This is a genomic window from Bacillus sp. EU63, from assembly GCF_038592915.1.
GTDB classification, from domain to species: Bacteria; Bacillota; Bacilli; order Bacillales; family Bacillaceae; genus Bacillus; species Bacillus velezensis.
In genome coordinates this window covers 1,303,717-1,328,061 of the sequence record NZ_CP151944.1, presented here as the reverse complement: position 1 = coordinate 1,328,061, position 24,345 = coordinate 1,303,717, and the positions used below count along the sequence as shown (strand labels likewise).

General features: G+C 47.0%; 21 protein-coding genes, 1 pseudogene and 3 riboswitches. Of the genes and pseudogenes, 10 read left to right on the top strand and 12 right to left on the bottom strand.

All coding sequences use genetic code 11. The features are described from left to right. Nucleotides 1-153: 153 nt before the first annotated feature. Nucleotides 154-1,052, bottom strand: a pseudogene (locus NYE38_RS06915) (TerC family protein). 130 nt (nt 1,053-1,182) lie between these two features. Further along, nucleotides 1,183-1,752: a DedA family protein gene (locus NYE38_RS06910; RefSeq protein WP_007407212.1), complete on the bottom strand. Its 570-nt coding sequence runs from the start codon at nt 1,750-1,752 to the stop codon at nt 1,183-1,185. A 599-nt stretch (nt 1,753-2,351) separates the two neighbouring features. Here NYE38_RS06910 and NYE38_RS06905 point away from each other — a divergent pair. Next, nucleotides 2,352-3,233 (top strand): Ku protein, encoded by an 882-nt coding sequence (locus NYE38_RS06905; RefSeq protein ID WP_007610913.1) that lies wholly within the window; start codon nt 2,352-2,354, stop codon nt 3,231-3,233. 2 nt (nt 3,234-3,235) lie between these two features. Further along, entirely contained in the window at nt 3,236-5,071 is a 1,836-nt protein-coding gene (locus NYE38_RS06900) for a DNA ligase D (RefSeq protein ID WP_065180230.1), read from the top strand. 9 nt (nt 5,072-5,080) lie between these two features. On the opposite strand, the gene NYE38_RS06895 is transcribed toward NYE38_RS06900, so the two are convergent. From NYE38_RS06895 to NYE38_RS06880, 4 genes are all read right to left on the bottom strand, one after another. Continuing rightward, nucleotides 5,081-5,635, bottom strand: a complete 555-nt coding sequence (locus NYE38_RS06895; protein WP_007407215.1) for a hypothetical protein — start codon at nt 5,633-5,635, stop codon at nt 5,081-5,083. Between the two features lie 178 nt (nt 5,636-5,813). Then, nucleotides 5,814-6,278, bottom strand: coding sequence for a MarR family transcriptional regulator (locus NYE38_RS06890; RefSeq protein ID WP_007610911.1), 465 nt, complete (start codon nt 6,276-6,278; stop codon nt 5,814-5,816). 142 nt (nt 6,279-6,420) lie between these two features. Further along, nucleotides 6,421-6,603 carry a Fur-regulated basic protein FbpA gene (locus tag NYE38_RS06885; RefSeq protein WP_015388327.1) on the bottom strand — a complete coding sequence of 61 codons (183 nt, stop codon included), beginning with the start codon at nt 6,601-6,603 and terminating at the stop codon, nt 6,421-6,423. A gap of 89 nt (nt 6,604-6,692) precedes the next feature. Continuing rightward, nucleotides 6,693-6,848: a hypothetical protein gene (locus tag NYE38_RS06880; RefSeq protein ID WP_003154733.1), complete on the bottom strand. Its 156-nt coding sequence runs from the start codon at nt 6,846-6,848 to the stop codon at nt 6,693-6,695. Nucleotides 6,849-7,041: 193 nt separating this feature from the next. Here NYE38_RS06880 and NYE38_RS06875 point away from each other — a divergent pair, with 193 nt between their 5' ends. After that, nucleotides 7,042-7,374 (top strand): MerR family transcriptional regulator, encoded by a 333-nt coding sequence (locus NYE38_RS06875; RefSeq protein WP_014417562.1) that lies wholly within the window; start codon nt 7,042-7,044, stop codon nt 7,372-7,374. A gap of 35 nt (nt 7,375-7,409) precedes the next feature. Here NYE38_RS06875 and mgtE read toward each other — a convergent pair whose 3' ends face one another. The 3 genes from mgtE to NYE38_RS06860 form a co-directional block, all read right to left on the bottom strand. Further along, the gene (gene mgtE / locus NYE38_RS06870) at nt 7,410-8,765 is read right to left on the bottom strand and encodes a magnesium transporter (RefSeq protein WP_017417637.1); all 1,356 of its coding nucleotides are present in this window, start codon (nt 8,763-8,765) and stop codon (nt 7,410-7,412) included. Between the two features lie 234 nt (nt 8,766-8,999). After that, nucleotides 9,000-9,165, bottom strand: a riboswitch (M-box (ykoK) riboswitch). Nucleotides 9,166-9,271: 106 nt separating this feature from the next. Then, on the bottom strand, nt 9,272-9,409 hold the full coding sequence (locus NYE38_RS06865; RefSeq protein ID WP_003154740.1) for a transcriptional regulator SplA domain-containing protein: 138 nt from the start codon (nt 9,407-9,409) through the stop codon (nt 9,272-9,274). Between the two features lie 88 nt (nt 9,410-9,497). Then, entirely contained in the window at nt 9,498-10,760 is a 1,263-nt protein-coding gene (locus tag NYE38_RS06860) for a glycoside hydrolase family 18 protein (RefSeq protein ID WP_017417636.1), read from the bottom strand. A 148-nt stretch (nt 10,761-10,908) separates the two neighbouring features. After that, nucleotides 10,909-11,022, top strand: a riboswitch (TPP riboswitch). A 179-nt stretch (nt 11,023-11,201) separates the two neighbouring features. On the opposite strand from NYE38_RS06860, the gene NYE38_RS06855 reads away from it, so the two are divergent. The 3 genes from NYE38_RS06855 to NYE38_RS06845 are packed head-to-tail and all read left to right on the top strand — an operon-like array spanning nt 11,202 to nt 14,161. Continuing rightward, nucleotides 11,202-11,801 carry an ECF transporter S component gene (locus NYE38_RS06855; protein ID WP_014417560.1) on the top strand — a complete coding sequence of 200 codons (600 nt, stop codon included), beginning with the start codon at nt 11,202-11,204 and terminating at the stop codon, nt 11,799-11,801. Further along, nucleotides 11,788-13,425 (top strand): ABC transporter ATP-binding protein, encoded by a 1,638-nt coding sequence (locus tag NYE38_RS06850; protein ID WP_017417635.1) that lies wholly within the window; start codon nt 11,788-11,790, stop codon nt 13,423-13,425. Before NYE38_RS06855 ends, NYE38_RS06850 begins: the two co-directional genes overlap by 14 nt. Continuing rightward, entirely contained in the window at nt 13,400-14,161 is a 762-nt protein-coding gene (locus tag NYE38_RS06845) for an energy-coupling factor transporter transmembrane component T (RefSeq protein ID WP_017417634.1), read from the top strand. The genes NYE38_RS06850 and NYE38_RS06845 overlap by 26 nt, the downstream gene beginning before the upstream one ends. Nucleotides 14,162-14,206: 45 nt before the next feature. Here the strand turns inward: NYE38_RS06845 and NYE38_RS06840 are convergent, their stop codons facing one another. Further along, on the bottom strand, nt 14,207-15,040 hold the full coding sequence (locus NYE38_RS06840) for an STAS domain-containing protein (protein WP_029974682.1): 834 nt from the start codon (nt 15,038-15,040) through the stop codon (nt 14,207-14,209). Between the two features lie 219 nt (nt 15,041-15,259). On the opposite strand from NYE38_RS06840, the gene NYE38_RS06835 reads away from it, so the two are divergent. Then, nucleotides 15,260-16,219, top strand: coding sequence for a S8 family peptidase (locus tag NYE38_RS06835; protein WP_014417556.1), 960 nt, complete (start codon nt 15,260-15,262; stop codon nt 16,217-16,219). A gap of 139 nt (nt 16,220-16,358) precedes the next feature. Next, a riboswitch (SAM riboswitch) is annotated at nt 16,359-16,513 on the top strand. 83 nt (nt 16,514-16,596) lie between these two features. After that, nucleotides 16,597-18,885, top strand: a complete 2,289-nt coding sequence (gene metE, locus NYE38_RS06830; protein ID WP_017417632.1) for a 5-methyltetrahydropteroyltriglutamate--homocysteine S-methyltransferase — start codon at nt 16,597-16,599, stop codon at nt 18,883-18,885. Between the two features lie 48 nt (nt 18,886-18,933). Here metE and yeiL read toward each other — a convergent pair whose 3' ends face one another. Further along, complete coding sequence (gene yeiL / locus NYE38_RS06825; protein ID WP_053285017.1) at nt 18,934-19,605, bottom strand: transcriptional regulator YeiL; 672 nt, start codon at nt 19,603-19,605, stop codon at nt 18,934-18,936. Nucleotides 19,606-19,686: 81 nt separating this feature from the next. Here yeiL and NYE38_RS06820 point away from each other — a divergent pair, with 81 nt between their 5' ends. Together NYE38_RS06820 and NYE38_RS06815 are read left to right on the top strand one after the other, a co-directional pair. Continuing rightward, entirely contained in the window at nt 19,687-20,871 is a 1,185-nt protein-coding gene (locus NYE38_RS06820) for an MFS transporter (protein WP_017417630.1), read from the top strand. A 240-nt stretch (nt 20,872-21,111) separates the two neighbouring features. After that, nucleotides 21,112-23,193 carry a collagen-like protein gene (locus NYE38_RS06815; protein WP_134986492.1) on the top strand — a complete coding sequence of 694 codons (2,082 nt, stop codon included), beginning with the start codon at nt 21,112-21,114 and terminating at the stop codon, nt 23,191-23,193. A gap of 21 nt (nt 23,194-23,214) precedes the next feature. Here the strand turns inward: NYE38_RS06815 and NYE38_RS06810 are convergent, their stop codons facing one another. Beyond that, nucleotides 23,215-24,342 (bottom strand): glycosyltransferase, encoded by a 1,128-nt coding sequence (locus tag NYE38_RS06810; protein ID WP_094295707.1) that lies wholly within the window; start codon nt 24,340-24,342, stop codon nt 23,215-23,217. Nucleotides 24,343-24,345 lie beyond the last annotated feature (3 nt).

Sequence of the window (24,345 nt, the reverse complement as noted above, 5' to 3'; positions counted from 1 at the left end):
GATTTCGTGCCCCCATGCAGAATTAAGGGGGTTTTCTCTGTGTTTTTTGTAACAATGCTGTTATAAAATTGTTATCATATGTCTTAAATGTAAGCGTTTCAAACAAAAAAGGGAACCTGCTTTTTAAAAAGCCAGACTCCCTTTTTGATCATTTTACGCGTGTTCTCTTTTTTCCGATTCCGCGCCAGACTCTATTTGTTTTGCTCCTGACATAAACCATCCGCAAACCGCGATGGCAGCCAGAACCGCCCAGAAAATGATTTTCCAGGCCGCCGAATGGATGACATCTGCCGGAATTATACCGAGTTCCTCATGGGCCAATGTATAAAGAGCGAGCTTTACGCCTACCCATCCGACAATCACAAATGCCGCCGTTTCAAGGCCCGGCCTGGTTTTCAGTAAGGATACGAACATTGATGCCGCAAAACGCATAATGATTAAACCGATTACGCCGCCGGCTAAAATAACGAGAAACTGACCGCCGTCCAAGCCGCCGATGGCAGGAAGCTCTGTTCCCGGGAGCGTTACGGCAAGCGCGACCGCAGCTAAAATGGAGTCAACGGCAAAAGCGATGTCCGCGAGCTCCACTTTCAAGACAGTCTGCCAAAACCCGCTTTCTTTCTGCGTTTTCTGACCGGCGTTATCTTTAAATACATACCGCTTCAGCAAATGGCTGACCGCAATGTAAAACAGATATAAAGCGCCGACGGCCTGGACCTGCCAAACATTCACCAGAAAAGAAATGGCGAACAGCGACCCGAAACGCAAAATAAATGCACCCGCCAATCCGTAAAATAAAGCCTTCTTCCTTTGTTTTTCAGGAAGATGCTTCACCATCACAGCCATCACCAGCGCGTTATCCGCCGCCAAAATCCCTTCCAGCCCGATTAAAACGAGAAGAACCCATCCATACTCCAATAATAATGCAAAGTCCAATCCATTCCCTCCGTTTCTTTTTTCTATCATCCGAGCTTATACCGGCGGTTTTTTTACGCAAAAAAGACCTTTGCCGATATAAGGCAAAGGTCTTGCTAGACATGAATGATTGGCATGCCAACAAAGCCGATGGATATGATCCATGAATTGACGACTTTGTTTCCGGAATATCCGGACGCTACTCCCCTTTGGGATTTCAAGAAATATTTGTTTATACGCTCATGATAAAGCCTGTTTCATCATTTGTCAACGCTTAACTTTTTTAACAAATTGAGAAATTTTTTCTGTTTTGGCCCGCTGTTTTCTTCTCTTTAAAAACATCCAAAGAATGAGAAGCAACACAATGAATATACCGAGCGGCAGCATATATTGATCGAGAATGGAACCGACGCTTTTCCAATTTTCCCCGAGTTTCATTCCGAGGTATACGTAAGCAAATGTAATCGGCAGCATCGCTGCATATGTATATAGAGAGAACACCCAGACATTCATCTTCGCTATGCCGCACGGCAAAGAAATCAGCGTCCTGACCCCCGGTATAAAACGGCCGCTGAACGCGACCAAACCTCCGTGCTTCTGAAAGAAATCATCTGATTTCTGCAGGGATTCGGGTTTTATCCATATATACTTTCCATATTTCAGCAAAAACGGCCGACCGCCCAGCCTGCCGATTCCATATAAGACAAGCGGACCTGAAACACCGCCGAGCGAACCGGCAAACACGGTCCCGGCAAGTGTCATATCCCCTTTTGAGACCCAATAGCCCGCAAGCGGAAGAACAATTTCCGCCGGGATGAATTCTATACTGAGCGCCAAAAAAATTCCGGCATAAGATAAGCTTTTAAACGCCTCTATTATTGATATGATGAAATCTTCGATGATCTATCACTCCCGGCTTACGTCTATATTCCGAAACTTAAGAATGATTTTAACACAAAACCTTGAGGCTGAAATATCTTTTAGACATGCCCTTTATAAATGTGAGTCGTTTCAGATCGGTATAGCGGGAGGGAATGACATGCGCAATACAACGTCCCGCCTGTCTCCTGATTGCTTGTCTGGCGGCGTTTACATCACTTAAGATCTCCCGAAAAGTAAGCGGCGGCTGACCGCGGATTCAGTTCATATGGGAGCGGGAAATTTTCTCAGTCACCACATGGGAATGCGTGGGCATTTCCCGGGGAATGATTTTGTATAATCTTTTTGATTACCGCTGATGATTTTCAGGGACTTCAGCGCTTTAAAGAACTTACCGATTCACTGATTGTAAATAAAGAATTCATTTCCTTTTCAGCCGACCATTTCCGCCTGAGGAAATGGAACAGCCGCTCCATGAAGCGGCGCAACACCCATAAGTTGCTACACATGGAACGGACCCGTTTATCCACAATAAAGACAAAAAGGAGTTTTTATTCATGCACACAATGTGGAAGGGTTCGATCAGTTTCGGCCTCGTCAATATCCCGGTCAAGCTCTTCGCGGCCACTGAAGATAAAGATATAAAATTCCGCAGTCTTCATAAAGAAGACCATGCGCCGATTAAATACGAAAAAATCTGCACCGGATGTGAAAAAAGTCTGGAACCTGATGAAATCGTGAAAGGCTATGAGTATGTAAAAGGGAAATACGTCATTATGACAGACGAAGACTTGAAAGACGTAAAACAGGAACATGAAGAAAAAGCGGTTGAGATTGTTGACTTTGTCCAGCTGCAGGAAATTGATCCGATTTATTTTAACCGGTCGTATTATGTCGGGCCGGGAGATAACGGTACAAAAGCCTATACACTTCTGCGGGAAGCGCTGAGAACGACGGGTAAAATCGGGATTGCCTCCATTACGATCCGCTCTAAACAGCAGCTTGCGATTCTTCGCGTGTATGACAACTGCATCGTGATGGAATCCATTCATTATCCGGATGAAGTCAGAAATGCCGGACATGTGCCGGGCGTTCCCGAGCAGACAGCCGTTAATGAAAAAGAGCTGCAGACGGCGATTACGTTAATTAATGAACTGACAACCGAGTTTGACCCGGAACAATACGAAGACACATACCGGAAAGCCCTTCTCGCTAAAATTAACGATAAGCTCGAACATGAAGAAGCGGGCGTGACACCGGCTGCTGCCGGTCCGCGCGAAGATGTCATCGATCTTGTCAGCGCGCTTCAGGCAAGCATTGACCGGACGAAGCGGCCGGATCGCGAACAGGCTGCACCGGCGCGGACAAAAGACGCCGCTTCAGCAGGCGGCGGAGGCAAAAAGCAAAAGACGACCAGACAAAAAGCCGGAACGTCTTAATCATGGTGCTGACGATGCAGCCGATTTTGACCTCTGAACCGCCTGAAGGCAGTGAGTGGCGCTATGAGGTAAAGTATGACGGATTCCGCTGTCTTCTCCGCATAGACGAAAGCGGCGTTACATTAACCAGCAGAAACGGACAGACGCTGACGAATCAATTTCCGGAAATCACGGCTTTTGCGGCCCGGTGTTTTCAGCACATGAAAGACAGGTTCCCCATTACGCTTGACGGAGAGCTTGTCTATTTAATCAATCCGTACAGAGCGGACTTTGAGCATCTTCAAATCCGCGGACGTTTAAAACGGACAGAAGCAATTGAAAGCACCGCTGATAGACGGCCGTGCCGCTTTCTGGCATTTGATCTCCTCGTTCTGGAAGGCGCCGGCACCGTCTCATTACCGTATGTGAAACGAAAGCGCGCCCTTTCCAAACTGTTTAAAGAAGCAAATCTTCCCGCCTGCCCTCATCACTTAGCGGAAGAAGCGATTCAATACATTCCGGAGCACACTGATTTTGATGCGCTTTGGGACAAGGTCGTCCGCCATGACGGAGAAGGCATCGTAGCAAAAAGGGCTTCCAGCGGCTGGGCGGAAAATAAACGCTCTCCCGACTGGCAAAAGTATAAACATATGAAAACGGCTCACGTGCTATTAACCGGATTCAATCCGAAGAACGGGTATGTGACGACCTCGGTATTAAAAGACGGCACCGTCGTCCCGATCGCTTCCGTTTCCCACGGCATGCAGGCGGAAGAAAAAAACGCCGTCAGAACCATTATGGAGACCCACGGAAAAAAACTGCCCAACGGCGAGTATACACTTGAGCCTTCTATCTGCATGACCGTGCAGTATTTAACCATATTGCAGGACACGCTGCGTGAAGTATCCTTTGTGTCTTTTCAGTTTGAAATGGATTGGACGGAATGCACGTATCAGCAGCTTATCCTCCGCTCTAAAACGCTGCCGCCGAAGCTGCAGTTCACAAGCCTGGATAAGATCGTTTTTAAAAAACGTGAAAAAACGAAAGCAGATTTCCTTAGTTATATGGTGAAAATGAGCGATTTTCTTATGCCCTTTCTTAAAGATCGGGCCGTCACGGTGATCCGTTATCCGCACGGCGCGCCTGGCGAATCTTTTTTTCAAAAAAACAAACCGGACTACACGCCGGACTTTGTCTCAAGCGTGTTTGACGGGAGCCACGAGCACATCGTATGCAGCAGCATACCGTCACTTTTATGGCTGGCTAATCAGCTGGCGCTTGAATTTCACGTTCCGTTTCAGACAGTGCATTCTGAAAGGCCCGCAGAAATCGTCATTGATCTTGATCCTCCGTCAAGGAATGATTTTCCCATGGCAGTGGAGGCTGCGCATGTGCTGAAACAGCTGTTTGACTCATTCAGCATTACGTCATTCCCGAAGCTCTCCGGAAATAAAGGCATTCAGCTCTACATCCCGCTTTCACCGGAAGCATTCACCTATGAAGAAACCCGTGCGTTCACAATGCTCATCGCCGATTATTGCGTCAGGACGCGCCCGGATCTTTTTACGACAGAGCGGTTTATCAAAAACCGAAACGGCAGGCTCTACCTAGATTATTTGCAGCATGCCGAAGGGAAAACCATTATCGCCCCCTATTCGACCCGGGGCAACGAATTGGGAACGGTTGCGGCTCCCCTTTATTGGAGCGAAGTCAACTCCTCTTTAACACCTGATGATTATACGATCGATACAGTAGTGAACCGCGTCAGGACAGAGGGAGATCCGTTTTATGATTTTTACCGGAATCCGCAGGACGGCCCGCTTTCAATCGTGCTTGAGCAAATCAAGAGAAAGAGCTGACGCTTTTTGTCAGCTCTTTTCAGTCTGATACGTGCACATCAATTTTTCTTTGGAAATAAATAAATAGCAGGAGTAAGGAATGTTTTTGAGGGTGAGCTGTTTTGCAGTAAAGTATAAAATCGGAATATGGGCCGCTTTCTTAAACAGCCTGTAGCAGCCGCTGGACGGTTTTATCACATCAAAACCGAGTCTCGCCGCTCCTTTATGAAGCATTGTAATGCCGACGACTCCCTTAATCTCGTCTTTCCGTTTATGCTGGTTAATATAATCCGCTAAATGAGGCATGGATTGATATACCTTCTGATATAGCATAATCCCCCTTCTGACCGCGCTTTCAATAGGCTGCAGCTCTTTCAGGAGTTTGACATTATGAAGATGAATCTTAACTAACACGTCGTTTTTTTTAATTCTGGTTCCGTCGCTCAGGATGACTTCTTTTCCTTTATATCTTGTCAAACGGACGCGGAATACATTCGATTGCCGTTTATCAATCAGCGTCAGCCGGGTAAAGAAAAAATAAAGCGGATCAAGTAAGTACCATATAGACAGCAGACAGCTTCTCACATGTTCACCTTCTTTATATTCAAAGCACCCTCATATTTTGGCATGGGGCATGTCACATTATGATTGGTAAATAATGATGCCGACCTGTATCAGCTTATGCAAAAACCGCTTCAGGCTCTACTGTCCGGAACAGAAAAAAACACTCTTCCTGAAGAAGAGTGTTTGTATCCGCTTTCTTTTAACGGAAAAGCAAATGCTGGCTGTGAATTCCCGCTTTTTTCAGTAAGGCTATCAGCTGTTCCTGTTCCTCAGGCATAAGTCCTGAAAACGCTCTCGCAATTCTCAATGAATGAATCGGATAAATTTTATCCAAATACTCGTTTCCTTTATCAGTTAAATGGGCGTAAACAGACCGTTTGTCCTTCGGGTCTTGTTCTCTGACCAAAAACCCGTTTCTTTCAAGCTTGTCGATGACATAGGTGACATTCCCGCTGACAAGCAAAAGACGCGACCCGATTTGCTGAAGCTTTTGCGGTCCTCTCGTATAGAGCAGCTCCAAAACGGCAAATTCAGTCGGATTAAAACCGTGTTCTTTACTGTCGCGGATGCTGTGTTCAGACACACTCTTGAAAGCCCTTGCAAAAACTTTGTACAAATTCATCGAACGCATCACTTCTTCTTCGTTAAATGATAATCTCATCATATCTACCCCGTATTTAAGATTTTTATAAAAAAATAATGTAAACCCTTACAATTCATAAGAGTCGTTCTTTGTTTTATATTCTATTCGTGCCGTTTTTCAGAATTCCTTCTTTTTTATATAAAAAAATACCCTTATACATCATTTAATTTGTATAAGGGTTCCGTTCTTTATAGGGAATGTTCCGAAAAAAATACGCGTATTCCTTTCTCAGCTCCGTAATTGTCATGGAATTGAGTATTTCTTTCGTATAGACTCCGATCTGAAGAAGCTTTTTGGAATAATGGTTTCTCTCTTTGTCCAATGCATTTTGAAGCAAATGACTCATGGCGGCCTCCTTTGTTTTCCGTTATTCTATGATCAGAATAACGATTTTATATCAAAGACGTATAAAGCCATTGTAAAACTTCTGTAGGATTATGATGTTTTTCGGTAAAGTCCGTTCTGGACGGCTCTGAGCAGCGGAAAAGCATGTTCCCCGGCAAGCTGCATGAACGCCTCCAGCATTTCATCGCGTTTCATATCTAATTCAATGATTTCTTTTGCCAGCGAAACCGCTTTTTCTTTCTCCATTCCTATCCTTCCTCCTCATTGTGTCTGTACAGTAAGCATAAAACGGGGCAAAGGACCATGCATTAACCTTGTCAATTTTTCTGCCGCTTTTTTTCTAAAATTTTCTATTCCGCGTCAGAAAACCTGACAAGCGTCAGGTTTTTTCTCTTTTTTTCTTATATAATATGAGTAAAAGACATCCAGGGGTGGAAAAATGACGGCAGACGAACAATCTTACAAAGATAAAAAAGTAATCTCGATCGGCATTGTAAGCGAATTAACCGGATTGTCAGTCAGACAGATCAGATACTATGAAGAACGGAAATTAATCTACCCGCAGCGATCATCACGGGGAACGAGAAAGTATTCCTTCGCGGACGTTGAGCGGCTGATGGATATTGCCAACAAGCGGGAAGACGGCGTGCAGACGGCTGAGATTTTAAAAGACATGCGAAAAAAAGAACAGGCTCTCAAAAACGACCCGCAGCTCCGCAAAAAAATGCTGGAAGGACAGCTTAATGCTCATTTTAAGTATAAAAACCGCTGATCAAAAAAGTCCGCCTCCTGTGAGACGGACTTTTTTTATAAAGCATGAAGAAATGCAGTTGCAATGCCGAAATAAATTAATAAGGACAAAATATCGTTCAGCGTCGTAATCAGCGGTCCTGATGCAATCGCCGGGTCAATGTTCAGTTTATGAAGAATAATAGGGACGATCGTTCCGGCCATCGTACCGATAATCAACGTTGCAAGCAGCGATGAACCGACGACAAAACCGAGCGTTAAGTCTTTCTGCCAGACGGTTGCGACAATCGTAATCGCGATCGCACAGACGATGCCGATATAGATACTGGTTCTTAATTCACGGAAAATCAGTTTAAAGATGGTTTTTTTATTCATTTCTTCTTTAGCCAGTCCTCTGATGACGACGGCGAGTGACTGTGTGCCTGTATTACCCGTCGTTCCCGCAATCATCGGCATGAAAAATGCGAGGGCGACTACTTTTTGCAATGTATCTTCAAAATAATTCAGAATGCTTCCGGAAATCAATCCGATAAACAAAAGCAGAATGAGCCACGGCAAACGGCGGTACGCCGCAACGTACGCTTTCGTATCAAATGTAATCGCCTTACCGGAGGCTGCGAATTTTTCGTAATCTTCATCGGCTTCTTTAATCACGACGTCAATAATATCATCGACAGTGACAATACCGACAAGCACATGATTTTCTTCCACGATCGGAATGGCTAAAAAGTCATACCGCTGGATCAGCCGGGCGACTTCTTCCTGGTCTTGGAGCACCCCGGCCGAGATGACACGCGTAAACATGAGATCCTGCACTTTGTCCTCAGGCTCGCCGAGAATTAAATCTCTGTAAGAGAGCACTCCGACAAGCTGCTTGCTGTCATTAATCACGTACAAATAATTTATTGATTCTGCGATTTCTGCAAAGCTTTTCAGCTTCACGACCGCATCTTTTACTGTATAATGCTGCGGAATCCAGACGAAGCGGTTCGTCATCATCCGGCCCGCCGATTCTTGCGGATAGTTCATCAAAAGCTGTACGGCCTTTGATTCCTCAGCTTCCATGCTGGATAAAAGCTGTTCTTTCAGTTCTTCATCCATCTCTTCCAGCAATGCGGCGAGATCGTCGTTATCCATTTTATTCATTGCGAGAGTGGCTTTCGTTTTACCGACTTTATGCAAAACGGCAAGCTGAAATTCCCGCTCCAGCTCTCCGATCATGTCGGTGATGTCATCAACCGTCATATATGACAGATAGCGGGCCCGGTGCTTTTCCGGCATTTCTTTAAACAAAAATGCCATATCATAGGGCTGAAGCTCATCTATCATGTTTCGGAATTCTTTTATTTTTCCGTCCCGCAATAAAATGATAATGCGTAATATGAGTTCGTCATAGGTCATGTTTTGGACCATCGGGACTCGTACCTCCTTTACGGAGACGCGCCGTCCGTCAAGGGAAGTGCGGCGGTTTGTCTCCTCATCATGTCGTCACTGGTTATCTGGCTGTATATGGGTACTTCTTCTGACATACTCGAATGGGGAGAATCCATACTCCGCACCTCCTTATCATGCTCAGTCGTGTACGTTTTGAGGCATAAAAAAAACCTTCCGATATGAAGGCGAAAACAAGCACGGCAAATAAACGTGCGGGGCCTCCAATCGTAGAGCTTTAGCACTGTATGGCATAGGACAGCCATCCAGCTGCGTTAAGAATCACCTTATGTCGATGATTCCTGTTGACCCATTGGCGTCTTTGGACATTTTTGGGCAGCAGCGTATCTCCATACAGGAGCCTCACCTAACGAAGTTCTTATTTGAATTGACACACTGAGATTACAGAAAAAAAAGGAATGTGTCAACCTTAAATTTGTGATTTCAGCACATGCCTATAAAATAAACGGAATAAAGGCATAAAGCCCTTATTCCGGCAAATCGCTTTCATCCTCTTCTGAAAGGAAATGATAGGATTCATGCAGCATGAGCGCGTACTCCCCTTCTTTTGTCGGATGCGGTACATACTCAGCCTCGTTGATATACTGCTCTTCCCTTTTCTTCATATGACAGACCTCCTGTTCAATTTTAGATTGTCCAAAAGAAGACCCGTTATCATAGGAAAAAAAATCACTTGCGGAGCGGGACATGCAGCTATATTTTTCGGATCGTGAAAAAGTTCCTAAGCAGCCACGGGCCCGGTTTGAAACCGAGCGTTAATTGCCACGCGCCGATCGCCTGCAGTCCGAACTCCCGAACGAGAACCATTTTTTCACTCATGCTCCGCACATCCTCAAACCACACTTCATGCGTTCTTCCATTTTCATCAGTATACCGGAAGTAAGGGGAACGCTCCTGCCGGGAATAACGGATCACTGATTGATGCTTCATGGCCGTTTCCATGGCGCGCTGATTGGAGATGGCGGATCCGATCGTTCCGGGACGGGACGGAATCACCCAATCATACCCGTACAGCGGAACACCGAGAATCACTTTTCTTCTCGGCACCCTGCTGATGGCAAAATTGATCGTTTGCCTGACCTCTGTCAAAGGCGCCACGGGTCCCGGCTCACTGCCGGCGTGGTGCCAGTCGTACGCCATAATGAACATATAATCGACGACGGCTCCGATTCCGCCGTAATCATATCCCCTCAGCCACGGCACTGCATCACTTGTTTTTGCCGGAACCGATATCGTTAACGCGAGCTGATGCTCTGAAAGCCGGGTTTTTAACTGCCGGAGAAATCCTGTGAAGAGGTCCCTGTCAGCTTCTCTGACCCGTTCAAAATCGATATTTACACCGCCGTATCCCCTTCTTACGGTTAAGGAGACGATATTGTTGACGAGATTCGTTCGTGCCGTCGGATTTTGCAGCACTTGATGGGCTAATTCCGGACTGAATCCCCCTTCTGTCAGATTCGTAATGACGGCAAGCGGGCGCACTCTGTTCTGCCATGTGGTTTCTATTGCGGTTCTGTCGTTTAAATCGTTAATGATATCTCCGTTCGGTCCAAAATGATATTCAAACAAAGAAATCGCCGAAGAATACGGCGCAAAATCATTAATTAACTCTCTATCCGCTTCAGGCGTCCGAATGACATAAAATTGCAGGGTTCCCGCAAGATAGTTAGAGATATCAGGGATCTTCACTTTCATACCCGCCCGCAGCCGGTTCGGCGGAATATCCGGGTTTGCCTGCATCAGCTGCATCTGCGGCACATAAGCCTTACCTGCGATAACGGCATACGTATCATTCGGCTGAACCGTATATTCATTAAGAGGGATTAAAAGCGCCTGCCCCGGAACGATATTCGTTTCCTCAAGCCCGTTGACGCTTCTGATGCTGTCAACAGGGTATCCGTACTTTCTGCTGATGGAAAATAACGAGTCGCCAGACTGCACTGTATGAACAAACATAGATGTCCTCCGTTTCCTTTTGATCAAAAGGGCTCTTCTTATCTTTATGAATGATCATCCGGTCCGATTCCAAACTCTGTTTGGAGAAAGGCTGTTTACAAATCAGACATGATCAACTATGATGATGTCATCATAAAAAACTGTATAGGAAACGCACTAGGGGTGCTGTTATCGGCTGAGATAAAACATGCGGCAGGCGTGTTTTGATCCCTTATAACCCGATCTGGATAATACCAGCGTGGGGAAGTGCAGATTGACCGGAGCGCAGGGTTTTTCCCCATGCGTTTTCGTTCTGCTGCTGCATATTCCCTCGGATATGCAGTTTTTTATTTTTCATTAAAAAACGGGGGAGGACACCGCAATATGAAACTGAATATAAACCGCCTGTAAAATCATCTCTTTCATACATACGACTATCCGATAAGAAAGCAGGAGATCACAATGAAAAATTGGAAAATGAGAGAAATTGTCGTCATGTCCGTCATCAGTGTTGTATTTGCTGTCATTTATTTAGTATCAACTCATGCAAGCAATATAGCGGCAGGGTTTTTCGGCCGGATGAGCTACGAACCGATTTACGGTATCTGGTTTATCGTCTCGGTAATTGCCGCGTACATTATTCAAAAACCGGGAGCGGCTCTTGTTTCTGAAATCATCGCCGCGTTTGTGGAGTGCTTACTCGGAAATCCGTCAGGACCGATGGTGATTCTGATCGGGATCGCACAGGGAATCGGTGCGGAAGCGGTCTTTTTTGCGACACGCTGGCGGATTTATACCCTGCCCGTGCTTCTTTTATCCGGTATGGGGTCTTCTGTGACGAGCTTCATTTATGACTTGTTCGTTTCCGGATACTCTGTTTTGAATCCGGGTTTATTAGCCGTCATGCTTCTTGTCCGTCTGATCTCAGGTGCGCTTCTTGCCGGCCTTCTCGGCAAAGCAATCAGTGATGCGCTGGCTTACACAGGGGTGCTGAACGGCATGGCGCTCGGAAAACAATTCAAGAAGAAAAAGAAACAGGTGAACCAAGATGCAGGCATCTGAGCCCCTTCTATCGGCCGGCTGTCTTACCTTTTCTTATGATCAGGATGAAAAGCCGATTCTTCAAAACGTGTCCTTTCAGCTCCGCAAAGGAGAGCGGGCTTTATTGCTCGGGCCGAGCGGATGCGGCAAAAGCTCGCTCGCTCTCTGTTTAAACGGTCTGTACCCGGAAGCATGTGATGGGGTTCAATCGGGAACCGTTTCTTTATACGGAACACCTCTTTCACATCTGACAGAACCCGCCGCCAGGTCCATCGGCGTCGTGTTTCAAGATCCGGACCAGCAGTTTTGCATGCTGACGGTTGAAGATGAAATCGCCTTCGGCTTGGAAAATTTGCAATATACAAAAGAAGATATGGACGCAATCATCGATGACGTTTTAGAAAAATTAGAGATCACTCATCTGAAAACGCGAACGATCGCTTCGCTGTCAGGCGGTTCAAAACAAAAAGTGGCGCTTGCCTGTATCATTGCGATGGAACCGGAACTCATTATTTTGGACGAACCGACGGCACAGCTTGATCCATATTCCGCACGTGAATTAGTGCGGCTGATCAAAGATCTACAAGCAAAAAAAGGCTTCGGCCTTCTCGTTATCGAACATCAGCTTGATCATTGGGCGCCGTGGATGGACAGGACGATTGTCCTTGACGAAACGGGTCAGAAGGTGATGGACGGAGAGACGGACGTTATCTTTGAAACAAAGATTGAAGAGCTGATGCAGCTCGGCATTCCGATTCCGCGTGTGATCTCATTGCAGGAGCACGTCAGCATTCCTTTTACATTGTGTAAAGAAAATCTGTTTCACGAACCTATACCATCTCTGCCCGAACCCCGGCCCGCCGCGCTTTCGGCAGAAGACGCGCTGAGCGTTCACGAGCTGTCATTCTCAAGAGGAGCAGACGTCATTTTTCAGGATGTGAGCTTTTCCGTAAAAAAAGGTTCAATCACCGCGATTGCCGGCCCTAACGGAACAGGAAAATCCACGCTCCTTTCTGCCGCGGCCAAGCTCATCCGTCCGCTGGGCGGAGACATCAAAATAGACGGCAGACCGATTGATTCCTATTCTGAAAAAGAGCTGCGGCGGCTGACCGGATATGTTTTCCAAAATCCTGAACACCAATTTGTCACAGATTCTGTCATTCAAGAGCTGATGTTCGGTTTTGAAAGCAGCAGACCCGCAAAGGAGAAAGCTCTTCAGCTGTTAACCCGATTCGGCCTGAGACGCCATGCCTCACAGCATCCGTTTTCTTTAAGCCAAGGACAAAAACGCCGGCTCAGTGTCGCGACAATGCTTATGCACAATGTGAACGTTTTGATGCTTGATGAACCGACTTTCGGACAGGATGCCAAAACGGCGCGGGAGTGTATGCAAATGCTCCGTGAGATTCAAAAGGAAGGAACGGCTGTTTTGATGGTGACACACGATATGGAACTCGTCTCAGATTATGCCGACACGATCCTTGTGCTCTGCGGCACGAAACTGGTATTCCGGGGAACTCCCGACGCTTTATTTTCTGATAACACCGGGATCGCCGAGCAGGCGCATTTGGCTTTGCCGCTGCGGTATGAATGGATGAAACACGACAGGAGGCGGAGAAATGAACTTGCGGCTGGAGGCTGTTAACCCGTCAATAAAGGCGGCGGCTGTATTGTTATGCGTCATTATGCTGTCGTTTATTTATAATCCGTACACCCCTGCTTTGTTTTATATCATCATTGCGGGAGGCGTCCTCTCGGCGGGGCGTGTGCCGCTGAAAAAATGGCTGCTGTTCACGATTCCGTTTGTCATTCTGGCCTTCGGTTCTTTATGGACAGCCGCCGTATTCGGAAACGTCCCGACAACCGGAAGCAACCTGCTGTTTAAGCTCGGGCCGATTGCCGTCAACAGTGATAACGCGGCGCTCGGGATTTCTATCGCGTTTCGTATTTTATGTTTTTCCGCTTTGTCGATGATGTTTCTTTTCACAACCGATCCGATTCTGTTCATGCTCAGTCTGATTCAGCAGTGTAAGCTGCCGCCCAAGCTTGCATACGGCGTTATCGCGGGGTTCCGGTTTCTCCCTCTTCTGAAAGATGAAATCCTGATCATCCGGCAGGCGCACAGAATCAGGGGCGCGGCGTCTGATTCCGGGCTGAAAGGAAAGCTCTCCGCCGTCAGGCGCTTCACCATTCCGCTATTGGCAGGCGCAATCAGAAAGGCGGAACGCACGGCGATCGCGATGGAATCTAAAGGCTTTACGGGGAGCCGAAACCGCACGTTTTACAGAACTATTACCGTGCGCCGCGCCGACTGGTGCTTTTTCCTGCTCGTGCTTCTGTTATTCGGCGCAAGCTGGCTCATTTCATTGTTGTTTGTATAAAAACAGGCCGCCGGAGTGATTCGGCAGCCTGTTTTGTTATGTATGTTATTGATGATAATTGAGAGCCTGAGCGAGATTGGACTTGATCGTAATATCTGAGAAATTAATGCCGAGCTGTACGGCGGTTTGAGCCATTTCCGGCCTGATTCCGGATAAAGTGGACGTGACGCCGATCAGGTTCAGCGCCTCAATTAATTTAAAAATCTGATGCGCCACCATCGTATCGACAACCACTACACCCGACAGGTCAATAAACAGATGTTCAATCAGCCGTTTTGCACATGTGCTCAGCGTATTTTCAAGAATGAATTTGGCGCGCTCCGTGTCAATATCGCCGACAAGCGGCAGCAGCGCCGTCCGTTTGCTCAGCGTGATAACCGGCGAGCTTAACTCCAAAATCATTTCTCTTTGCGCGTTCAGCTGCATTTTCGAGTTATGCTCGGCATGATCGACAAATGTGTAAATCGTAAAATCAAATACTCGTACAATTAAATTCTCCCATTTCTTCCTTTCTCCCTGTGCAAACGAAGATTCATGTTTATCGGCAAACGCATCATAATAAGTGATGTATAGTCTCCGGTTTCTCATGAATTCACGGACCACATACTGGACGGGAGTATCCAGATGCTTCTGGTCTTTCGCGAGCTCAATCACCCACCGCTCGAACTCTTCTAAAAATTCTTTTTCCGGCATGATATACATTTTATTAATATGCCGGTAAAATTCTTTATCCTGCTCCGTCAGTTCTTCTGTGATGACGGGGTTTGTCAAAGAATAAATCGAATTCGGGTCCGAATCTTCCATCGTTTCGATCCACTCTTTCGCAATTTGATCCGCTTGTTCTGTAAAATAGTCGTATAATGCTTCATTTATCTTCATATCTCTTCTCCTTTCCCATTTCCAATTATAGCGTCAGCGGGTCATGAATGAAAATAAAAGCTGTTAAACTATCCATTTATTTGAAATTTTTTAGTGCAATAGATTACGCCTTTTTTATGAAAATGCTTCAAATGACTCTTTCCGGCCGGCATGCTCTGCCATAAAATAGTAGCAACACCCTTGTATCCACTCGCAAGCATAAAAAAGGAGGGCTTTTTTATGAATGGTGAAATGCATTTGATTCCTTATGTCACGGATGAACAGATCATGGATGTGAACGAGCTTCCAGAGGGTATTAAAGTGATTAAGGCGCCAGAGTTGTGGGCAAAAGGGTTTAAAGGCAAGGATATTAAAATCGCGGTGCTTGACACAGGCTGCGACATCAATCATCCTGATTTGAAAGATCGGATTGTCGGCGGGAAAAACTTCACCGATGATGACGGAGGCAAAGAAGACGCGATTTCCGATTATAACGGACACGGGACACACGTTTCCGGAACGATTGCCGCCAATGATTCAAACGGCGGAATTTCGGGTGTCGCGCCGGAAGCAAGCCTCTTAATTGTTAAAGTTCTCGGCGGTCAAAACGGCAGCGGCAAATACGAATGGATCATTAACGGCATCAACTACGCCGTTGAACAAAAGGCCGATATCATTTCCATGTCACTCGGCGGGCCAAGCGATGTGCCTGAATTGAAAGAAGCCGTCGCAAATGCGGTAAAAAGCGGTGTTCTGGTCGTTTGCGCGGCAGGAAACGAAGGCGACGGAGACGAGCGTACAGAGGAACTGTCGTATCCGGCCGCTTACAACGAAGTGATCGCAGTCGGATCAGTCTCAATCGCCCGTAAATCGTCTGAATTTTCAAACGCCAATAAAGAGATTGACCTGGTGGCTCCGGGAGAAAATATTCTCTCCACCCTTCCCAACCATAAATACGGGAAGCTGACGGGCACTTCAATGGCCGCCCCGCATGTGAGCGGAGCGCTTGCCTTAATAAAAGGGCTTGAACAGGACGCGTTTCAGCGGACGCTTTCTGAGGCTGAAGTCTACGCCCAGCTCGTGCGGCGGACCCTTCCTTTGGACATCGCCAAAACATTGGCCGGGAACGGGTTTCTGTATTTAGACGCGCCTGAAGTGCTGATGGAAAGAGCCGAACAGGCACAGCTGCTGTCTTTCTGATATTTTTCTCATATAATGAATGGTCAGCTTGTCACATCACCAATTTTTAAAATGTGAGATTTTCTATTGACAGTGATCTGAATAAGCTGATAAGATAACCAACAAATGATGTAACTTTTCAAAAAAATTGAAATACTTTCTCTTATCGAGAGTTGGGCGAGGGATTGGCCTTTTGACCCCAACAGCAACCGACCGTAATTCCATTGTGAAATGGGGCGCGTGATTTTTGCGCCGAGACGACTGTCTCATAAGGCACGGTGCTAATTCCATCAGACGTGATCTGAGAGATGAGAGAGGCTTACATTTTGAAGTTAAAGCCTCTTTCTCTCATGAGAAAGGGGCTTTTTTGTTACATCTCACTTAAAGGAGGAGACTTAATGACAACAATCAAAACTTCGAACCTCGGTTTTCCGAGAATCGGCTTGAACAGAGAATGGAAAAAAGCACTTGAGGCTTATTGGAAAGGAAACACTGATAAAGAAACGTTTCTTAAAGAGCTTGACGGCTTATTCTTATCAGCTGTCAAAACCCAGCTTGACCAACATATCGATATCGTGCCGGTCTCTGATTTCACTCATTATGACCATGTGCTTGATACCGCCGTCAGCTTTAACTGGATTCCGGAAAGATTCCGCAGCATCACGGATCCCGTTGATACATACTTTGCGATTGCCCGCGGTGTAAAAGACGCCGTTTCCAGTGAAATGACGAAATGGTTCAATACCAACTACCATTACATCGTTCCTGAATATGACGAAAGCATTGAATTCCGTCTGACGAGAAACAAACAGCTTGACGACTACCGCCGGATCAAAGAAGAATTCGGAGCGGAAACGAAACCTGTCATCGTCGGTCCGTATACATTCGTCACGCTTGCGAAAGGATACGAAGAATCAGAAGCGAAAGCGATTCAAAAACGCCTTGTTCCTCTTTATGTGCAGCTGCTGAAAGAACTTGAAGCAGAAGGCGTCAAATGGGTTCAGATTGATGAGCCGGCCCTTGTGACAGCTTCTTCTGAAGACGTCCGCGCCGCCAAAGACCTCTATGAAGCGATCACAAAAGAGCTTTCAGGACTGAATGTCCTCCTGCAGACATACTTCGATTCGGTTGATGCATATGAAGAACTCGTTTCTTATCCTGTACAGGGAATTGGACTTGATTTCGTGCATGATAAAGGCAGAAACCTTGAGCAATTGAAAAAGCACGGCTTCCCGAAAGATAAAGTGCTGGCAGCCGGTGTGGTCGACGGCCGGAACATTTGGAAAATTGATGTTGAAGAACGCCTTGATGCGGCTTTGGATATCCTCAGCCACGCTGATGTTGAGGAGTTATGGATTCAGCCTTCAAGCAGCCTTCTGCACGTGCCGGTGGCGAAACACCCTGACGAGCATCTTGAAAAGGATTTGCTGAACGGCCTGTCATATGCTAAAGAAAAACTGGCGGAACTCGGCGTCTTAAAAGAAGGGCTTCTGTCCGGCAAAGCGGCCGTCAGTGAGCAGATCGAAGAATCAAAAGCGGCACTTAAGGCTTTAAAAGCATTCGCAACAGGAGCGAACTCAGCTCAAAAAGAAGAGCTGAATCAGCTGACGGAAAAAGACTTCTCCCGTCCGGCAAGCTTTGAAGAACGATTGGCGCTGCAGAATGAATCACTCGGTCTTCCTCTTCTGCCGACGACGACAATCGGAAGCTTCCCTCAATCTGCCGAGGTGCGGAGCGCACGGCAAAAATGGCGGAAAAAAGATTGGACGGATGAACAGTACCAAGCCTTTATTAATGCGGAAACGAAGCGCTGGGTTGACATTCAGGAAGAAATCGGCTTAGACGTGCTCGTTCACGGAGAATTTGAGCGGACGGATATGGTCGAATACTTCGGTGAAAAACTGGCCGGATTCGCCTTTACGAAATATGCATGGGTGCAGTCTTACGGTTCACGCTGCGTACGTCCGCCTGTCATTTTCGGAGATGTCGAATTTATCGAACCGATGACGGTAAAAGATACTGTCTACGCCCAATCGCTGACTGAAAAACACATGAAAGGCATGCTGACGGGACCTGTCACCATCTTAAACTGGTCATTCCCGCGTGTGGATATTTCAAGAAAAGAAATCGCCTTCCAGATCGGGCTTGCCCTCAGAAAAGAAGTAAAAGCGCTTGAAGATGCCGGTATTCAGATTATCCAAGTGGATGAACCCGCGCTCCGCGAAGGACTGCCGTTAAAAACGCAGGATTGGGATGAATATTTAACTTGGGCCGCAGAAGCATTCCGGTTAACGACATCTTCTGTGCGAAACGAGACACAGATTCATACGCATATGTGTTACAGCAACTTTGAAGATATCGTAGATACGATCAATGATCTTGACGCGGATGTCATTACAATCGAACACAGCAGAAGCCACGGAGGATTTTTAGAGTACCTGAAAGAACATCCTTACGTGAAAGGCCTCGGACTCGGTGTATACGACATTCACAGCCCGCGTGTGCCGGCAACTGAAGAAATCTATCAAATTATTGATGACGCGCTTGAAGTGTGTCCGACTGACCGCTTCTGGGTAAACCCGGACTGCGGACTGAAAACAAGACAGCAGGAAGAAACTGTTGCGGCATTAAAAAATATGGTCGACGCCGCGAAACAGGCACGAAAAAAACAAGCTCAGCTTGTATAATGAAAACAGCCATCCGCAAATCGCGGGTGGCTGTTTTTTCTGGGCGTGCTACTTATTCTTCAGCGCTTCTGCAAGTTCATATAATGAATCATGCTGCTTAATTTGATAGCCCCGCCCTTCTTTTTGCAAATACCCTTTTTGGCAGAATTGCGTCAGCACATGCAAGAGATGACGGTAAGATACACCCAAATAATCACAGACCGTTACGTGCTTCTCTTTATAAACCCCTTCATAAGCCGTCTGCAAAATAAAATCAGCAAGCCGGTTTTCAAGCGGGAACGCCAGACTTTGTGAATATTTCGAAGCCATAAGCGTTGCCTTAGCACTTAAAAACTTAGCCAACTCACGCAGGAATTTCGCATCCTGCAGCAATTGCGCGCGGCAGCGGTAAATAGGCAGAGCAAAACAAACAGTCTTCGCTGAGGCTTGAATTCCTTTTGTGTAATACACTTCATGTAATAGTTCCATCTCTCCGATGTAATCATTTTTGTTGATAAAATTAATTAAAGAAACTTTCCCGTTTTGATGGGTTACATATATTTTCGCTTTTCCTTCAATCACGTAAAACAGGAAGTCAGGCCTCCTGCCCTCTTGAATCATCCATTCGTCCCGCTCATATTCGTGCACTTCCATAAACTTTTCAGCGGGGAAAGAGAATAAATGCGCGATTGAGTGTTTTTCTAACTGATGCCGCTTTTTCTCGCCTTTATAAATTTCCATCGTCCACCCCAAAAATATGAGATATCTCATATTGTCTTTATGTCTTTACATGATAACATGCCAATTAAAGGAGGAACGGGAATGAAAGCATATCGCTGGATGAGTCTGCATTTTTTTAGTTTTTTTATGACATGGGGTGTTTTTCTGCCCTATTGGACGGGATGGATGGTGCATATAAAAGGGGTTTCCGTATCCGAAGCCAGTTTCATTATGAGCCTGGGCTTGGCGGCAAGAGGGATTTCCACATTATTTTTCTTCCCTTATTTATCAGGAAAATTCAGCAGCAAAGCCTTATTAAACGGCGCCAGAATCGGGACGCTTCTCGCACTTTTATGTTATATTCCCGCTGATTCTTTTCAAAGCCTGCTTCTTGTCACATTAGTGCTGCATGTGTTCTACCCTGCTTTAATGCCTGCTTTAGACAGCGCTTGCGGCGTCCTTGTACAGCATAACGAATTAAAGGCTTATGGGACAAGCCGCCAGTGGGGGTCCGCGGGTTTTGTTTCAGCCGGCGTCATCCTGTCCGTCTTTACAGGTATATTCGGAGATCAAGCGATTTTATGGGCACTGCTTTTAGGCACCCTGATATTCGCATGTCTCAGCTTTATGCATGCGCCAGCTGTTCTTTCAAAACGGCCGGAAACAGACCGCGCAAGAAAAGAGGGTATGTTTGCCTTATTCCGCATCAAATATTTCGGTCTGGTGCTCGCAATCGTTATCTTACTGCAGGCGGCACATGCATCTTACTACAATTACGGTTATCTCTTTTTGCAGGAAATCGATGCGCCCGCATATGCCATCGGAATCATCATCAACATCGCCGTTATCGCGGAGATTATCTTCTTTGCAATCGCTGACCGATACTTTCATCAATTTACGGCAGGCTCTTTGCTCGCCCTGGCGGCGCTTGGTGCTACCGTACGCTGGATACTCGTATTTGCCTTTCCGCATGTCATCATTTTCTGTATTGCGCAGACGCTGCATGCCTGTTCATTCGCGATGGGACACTATGCATTTATGAAATACTTAATTAAGAATATTTCACCGGCGCAAATCCCGAAAGCCCAAGGCATATATTCAGCGCTTGCTCTCAGCTGGAGCACTGCGGTATTTACTATTTTCGGAGGTTTTTTATATGAAATTGAACCCCGGTATGCCTTTATCGGAATGATTGTTTGTACGATACCATCCATGCTTCTCGCCCTTTTATACAGAAAACTTGAAATGAAAAAGAGCGTTTTTGCAGGAAACGCTCAAGATATGTAGCCATCGCTTTATAGACGATCACATGTCCCGCTGTCATTTTGACCGATTTGCGAATGCTGTGCGATGTATTTTCTCTATATTTAAAGTATTTCCTTCATATATGATGAATTTAATGAAGGGAATTCGTTCAGAAACTTGGACAGAGTCAGTGAATATACTGATACAGTACTGCTTACGCTTATTTCGGGGAACTTTGTTCGTAATAAAATGATTTTCAGCCAACTCATAAGGAGGGACATTGTGTCACAGCCTAATTTGCCTAATATCACCCCTGTCGTTACACTTTCCAGAGACGATACCATTAACCTTCTTCTTTCGTCAATTGCTATGGAAGAGCTGGGAATGGCACATATTCTGAATGCGGAAGGGGAAAAAATCCAATACGCGCTCGGAACGATTCCCGGATTAACAGGGCCCCCGTCAAGTCTTGCGGATATTCTGAACCTGAATGAGAGCGTCCGGGATACGCTTGACAGCTTAATGAAACAGGAGCTTCTTCTCGGTTCAAAATTGGACAGTATCTCAAATATCCCTACACTGGCGGGACCGACTGGTGCTACGGGGCCGACGGGACCAGCCGGAGGGCCCGCAGGACCTACGGGAGCAATCGGCCCGGCCGGAGCGACAGGGCCAACCGGACCGACCGGGCCGACGGGGGTCACCGGTGCGGGTCTTCAAGGGATTGTTGCTTTTAATCCGCTGATTGCTCCCACTTATACACCCGGACAGGTTGTATTGTATAACGGAAGCTCCTATGTCGTGAACACACCTTCGCCGGCAGGGATTCCGGATACGTCTGCCGATTATACGCTTTTAGCTGCCGCAGGATCAACCGGGCCGATCGGACCAACAGGCGCTACAGGAGCCGGATTGACAGGATTGACAGCTTTTGATCCCGCTGCTGCGCCTTTTTATACAGCGGGGCAGGTTGTATTGTATGAGGGTGCTTCTTATGTCGTAAATATCAATAACCCTTCAGGCATTCCCGGGACATCGCCGGATTATACACTGCTTGCCGCCGCGGGGCCGACCGGGCCGACAGGGGTCACGGGCGCCGGACTGCAAGGCATCGTACCGTTTGATCCCCTCGCCGCCGCTGCCTATACCGCCGGACAGCCAGTTACTTTCAACGGCAGCTCTTACGTCGCAAACGTAAACAGCCCGGCGGGAACCCCTGGAGCCTCAGCTGACTATACACTTTTAGCTGCGGCGGGAATCACCGGCGCTACTGGCGGCACCGGACCGACCGGATTTACCGGCGCTACTGGCGGCACCGGACCGACCGGAAGCACCGGCGCTACTGGCGGCACCGGACCGACCGGAATCACCGGCGCTACTGGCGTTACCGGACCGACCGGAATCACCGGCGCTACTGGCGTTACTGGACCGACCGGAATCACCGGCACTATTGGCGAAACCGGACCGACTGGAATTACCGGCGCTACTGGCGGCACCGGACCGACTGGAAGCACCGGCGCTACTGGCGGCACCGGACCGACCGGGATCACCGGCGCTACTGGCGGCACCGGACCGACCGGGATCACCGGCGCTACTGGCGAAACCGGACCGACCGGAATCACCGGCGCTACTGGCGTTACTGGACCGACCGGAATCACCGGCGCTATTGGCGAAACCGGACCGACTGGAATTACCGGCGCTACTGGCGGCACCGGACCGACTGGAAGCACCGGCGCTACTGGCGGCACCGGACCGACCGGAATCACCGGCGCTACTGGCGGCACCGGACCGACCGGGATCACCGGCGCTACTGGCGAAACCGGACCGACCGGAATCACCGGCGCTACTGGCGTTACCGGACCGACTGGAAGCACCGGCGCTACTGGCGTTACCGGACCGACCGGAATCACCGGCGCCACTGGCGGCACCGGACCGACCGGAAGCACCGGAACAAGTCTGACAGCAACTTCCGGCTATGCAAGCAATACGGGCGGCGGTGTTGTCGCAGTTATTGTCGGCGGCACGACCATTTCTTTACCGAATGAACAAAACCTTTCGGCGGATATAACGGCTAATGCCGCAAATACCGTATTCACCGTTGCTCCGGCGGGACGTTACTATATCTCCTACCATATTAATTTAACGGCCGGCTTGCTTGTAAGTTCGCGTATTTTAATCAACGGCACTCCTCCTGCAAGTTCGATTATCGCCCCGGTCGCGTCTTTGGCAAACTTTAATAACTCCTTTATTGTGACTTTGCCAGCAGGCAGCACCATCCAGCTTCAGCTGTTCGGATTATTGGGTGCGGCCACATTGCTTGGAGGAAGCGTCGGTGCAGCTTTAAACATTATTCGATTATCTTAATGAAACATGCAAAAAAAAGGATCAGGCGTTTGTCCGCTGATCCTTTTTTAATTGAGACAGAAGCTCTTGCGCGGGTTTAAATTGAGGATTGAACTTCACGGATTTTTTGGCGTAAGCGATGGCCGTCATATCATGGTTTAATTCAGCATGGCATTTTGCCATATAATAAAAAGCTCTGAAATCGGCGGCACCTTTTAAAATTAAGTGATCAGCGTTTTCTCCTTCAACCTGCGTTCCGTTTTCAAATGCTTTGATTGCCGCTCTGTACTTTTCCAAATGATATAATACAAGGCCTTTATAATAATGAAGATTGCTGTAATCAGGATATAGCTTGAGCACTTTTTCAATCCCTTGTTCGGCTTCTTCATACCGTTTGAGCTCAAGCAATATTGTATATTTCAAATAATACAGGAGAGACGGAGGCATTCGTTTTTCGCTTAAAAATTGAAAAATTGAGCCGTTGACAAGATGTAATGCTTTTTCATAGTCTTTTATTCTGTAGCATTCACTTGCCAAATGATAGACAAGCCACGGATCAGGATTTTCCTCTGAAAGCTCTTCATTTAAAATGCTGATATTCCGTTTATGTTTTTGCTTGATCTTTTCTTCCTGCTCCAAGTAGCCGTAGTGATGAATCACACATGGGAGCGTGAAAAAAGCATTGTTTTCTTCCTCATTGGGAGCCGAGATATTCTCGTGAATTCTGCCTTGATACAGAAGGCCTTTATGATTGCGGAACAGTCTCGGCTGCATGCTTTCAAACGCTTCGTTTTCATCGAGCTGCTTCCCCGTATAATTGATGATTTTCAAAAGGCCCCGGCTCGGTAATCCGTCATGAAGCAGCGAAGTTAAAAAGCGGCCCGTCTCCTGATCGAGCTCTTCATCCGCGTCAAGCATTAAAATCCAATCCCCTTCGGCATGCTGCAGGGCGTAATTTCTGGCCTTTGCGAAATCATTCTCCCATTCGAAATCAAACACTCTTGCCTGAAAGCTTTTGCAGATATCTTTTGTATTATCTTGTGATCCGGTGTCTGCGATGACGATCTCATCAACGATGTCTTGTACACTTGATAAACAACGGGAGATGTATCTCTCCTCGTTTTTCACAATCATGCAAAGAGTCAGTTTACATTCAGCATTTCCGCTCATTTT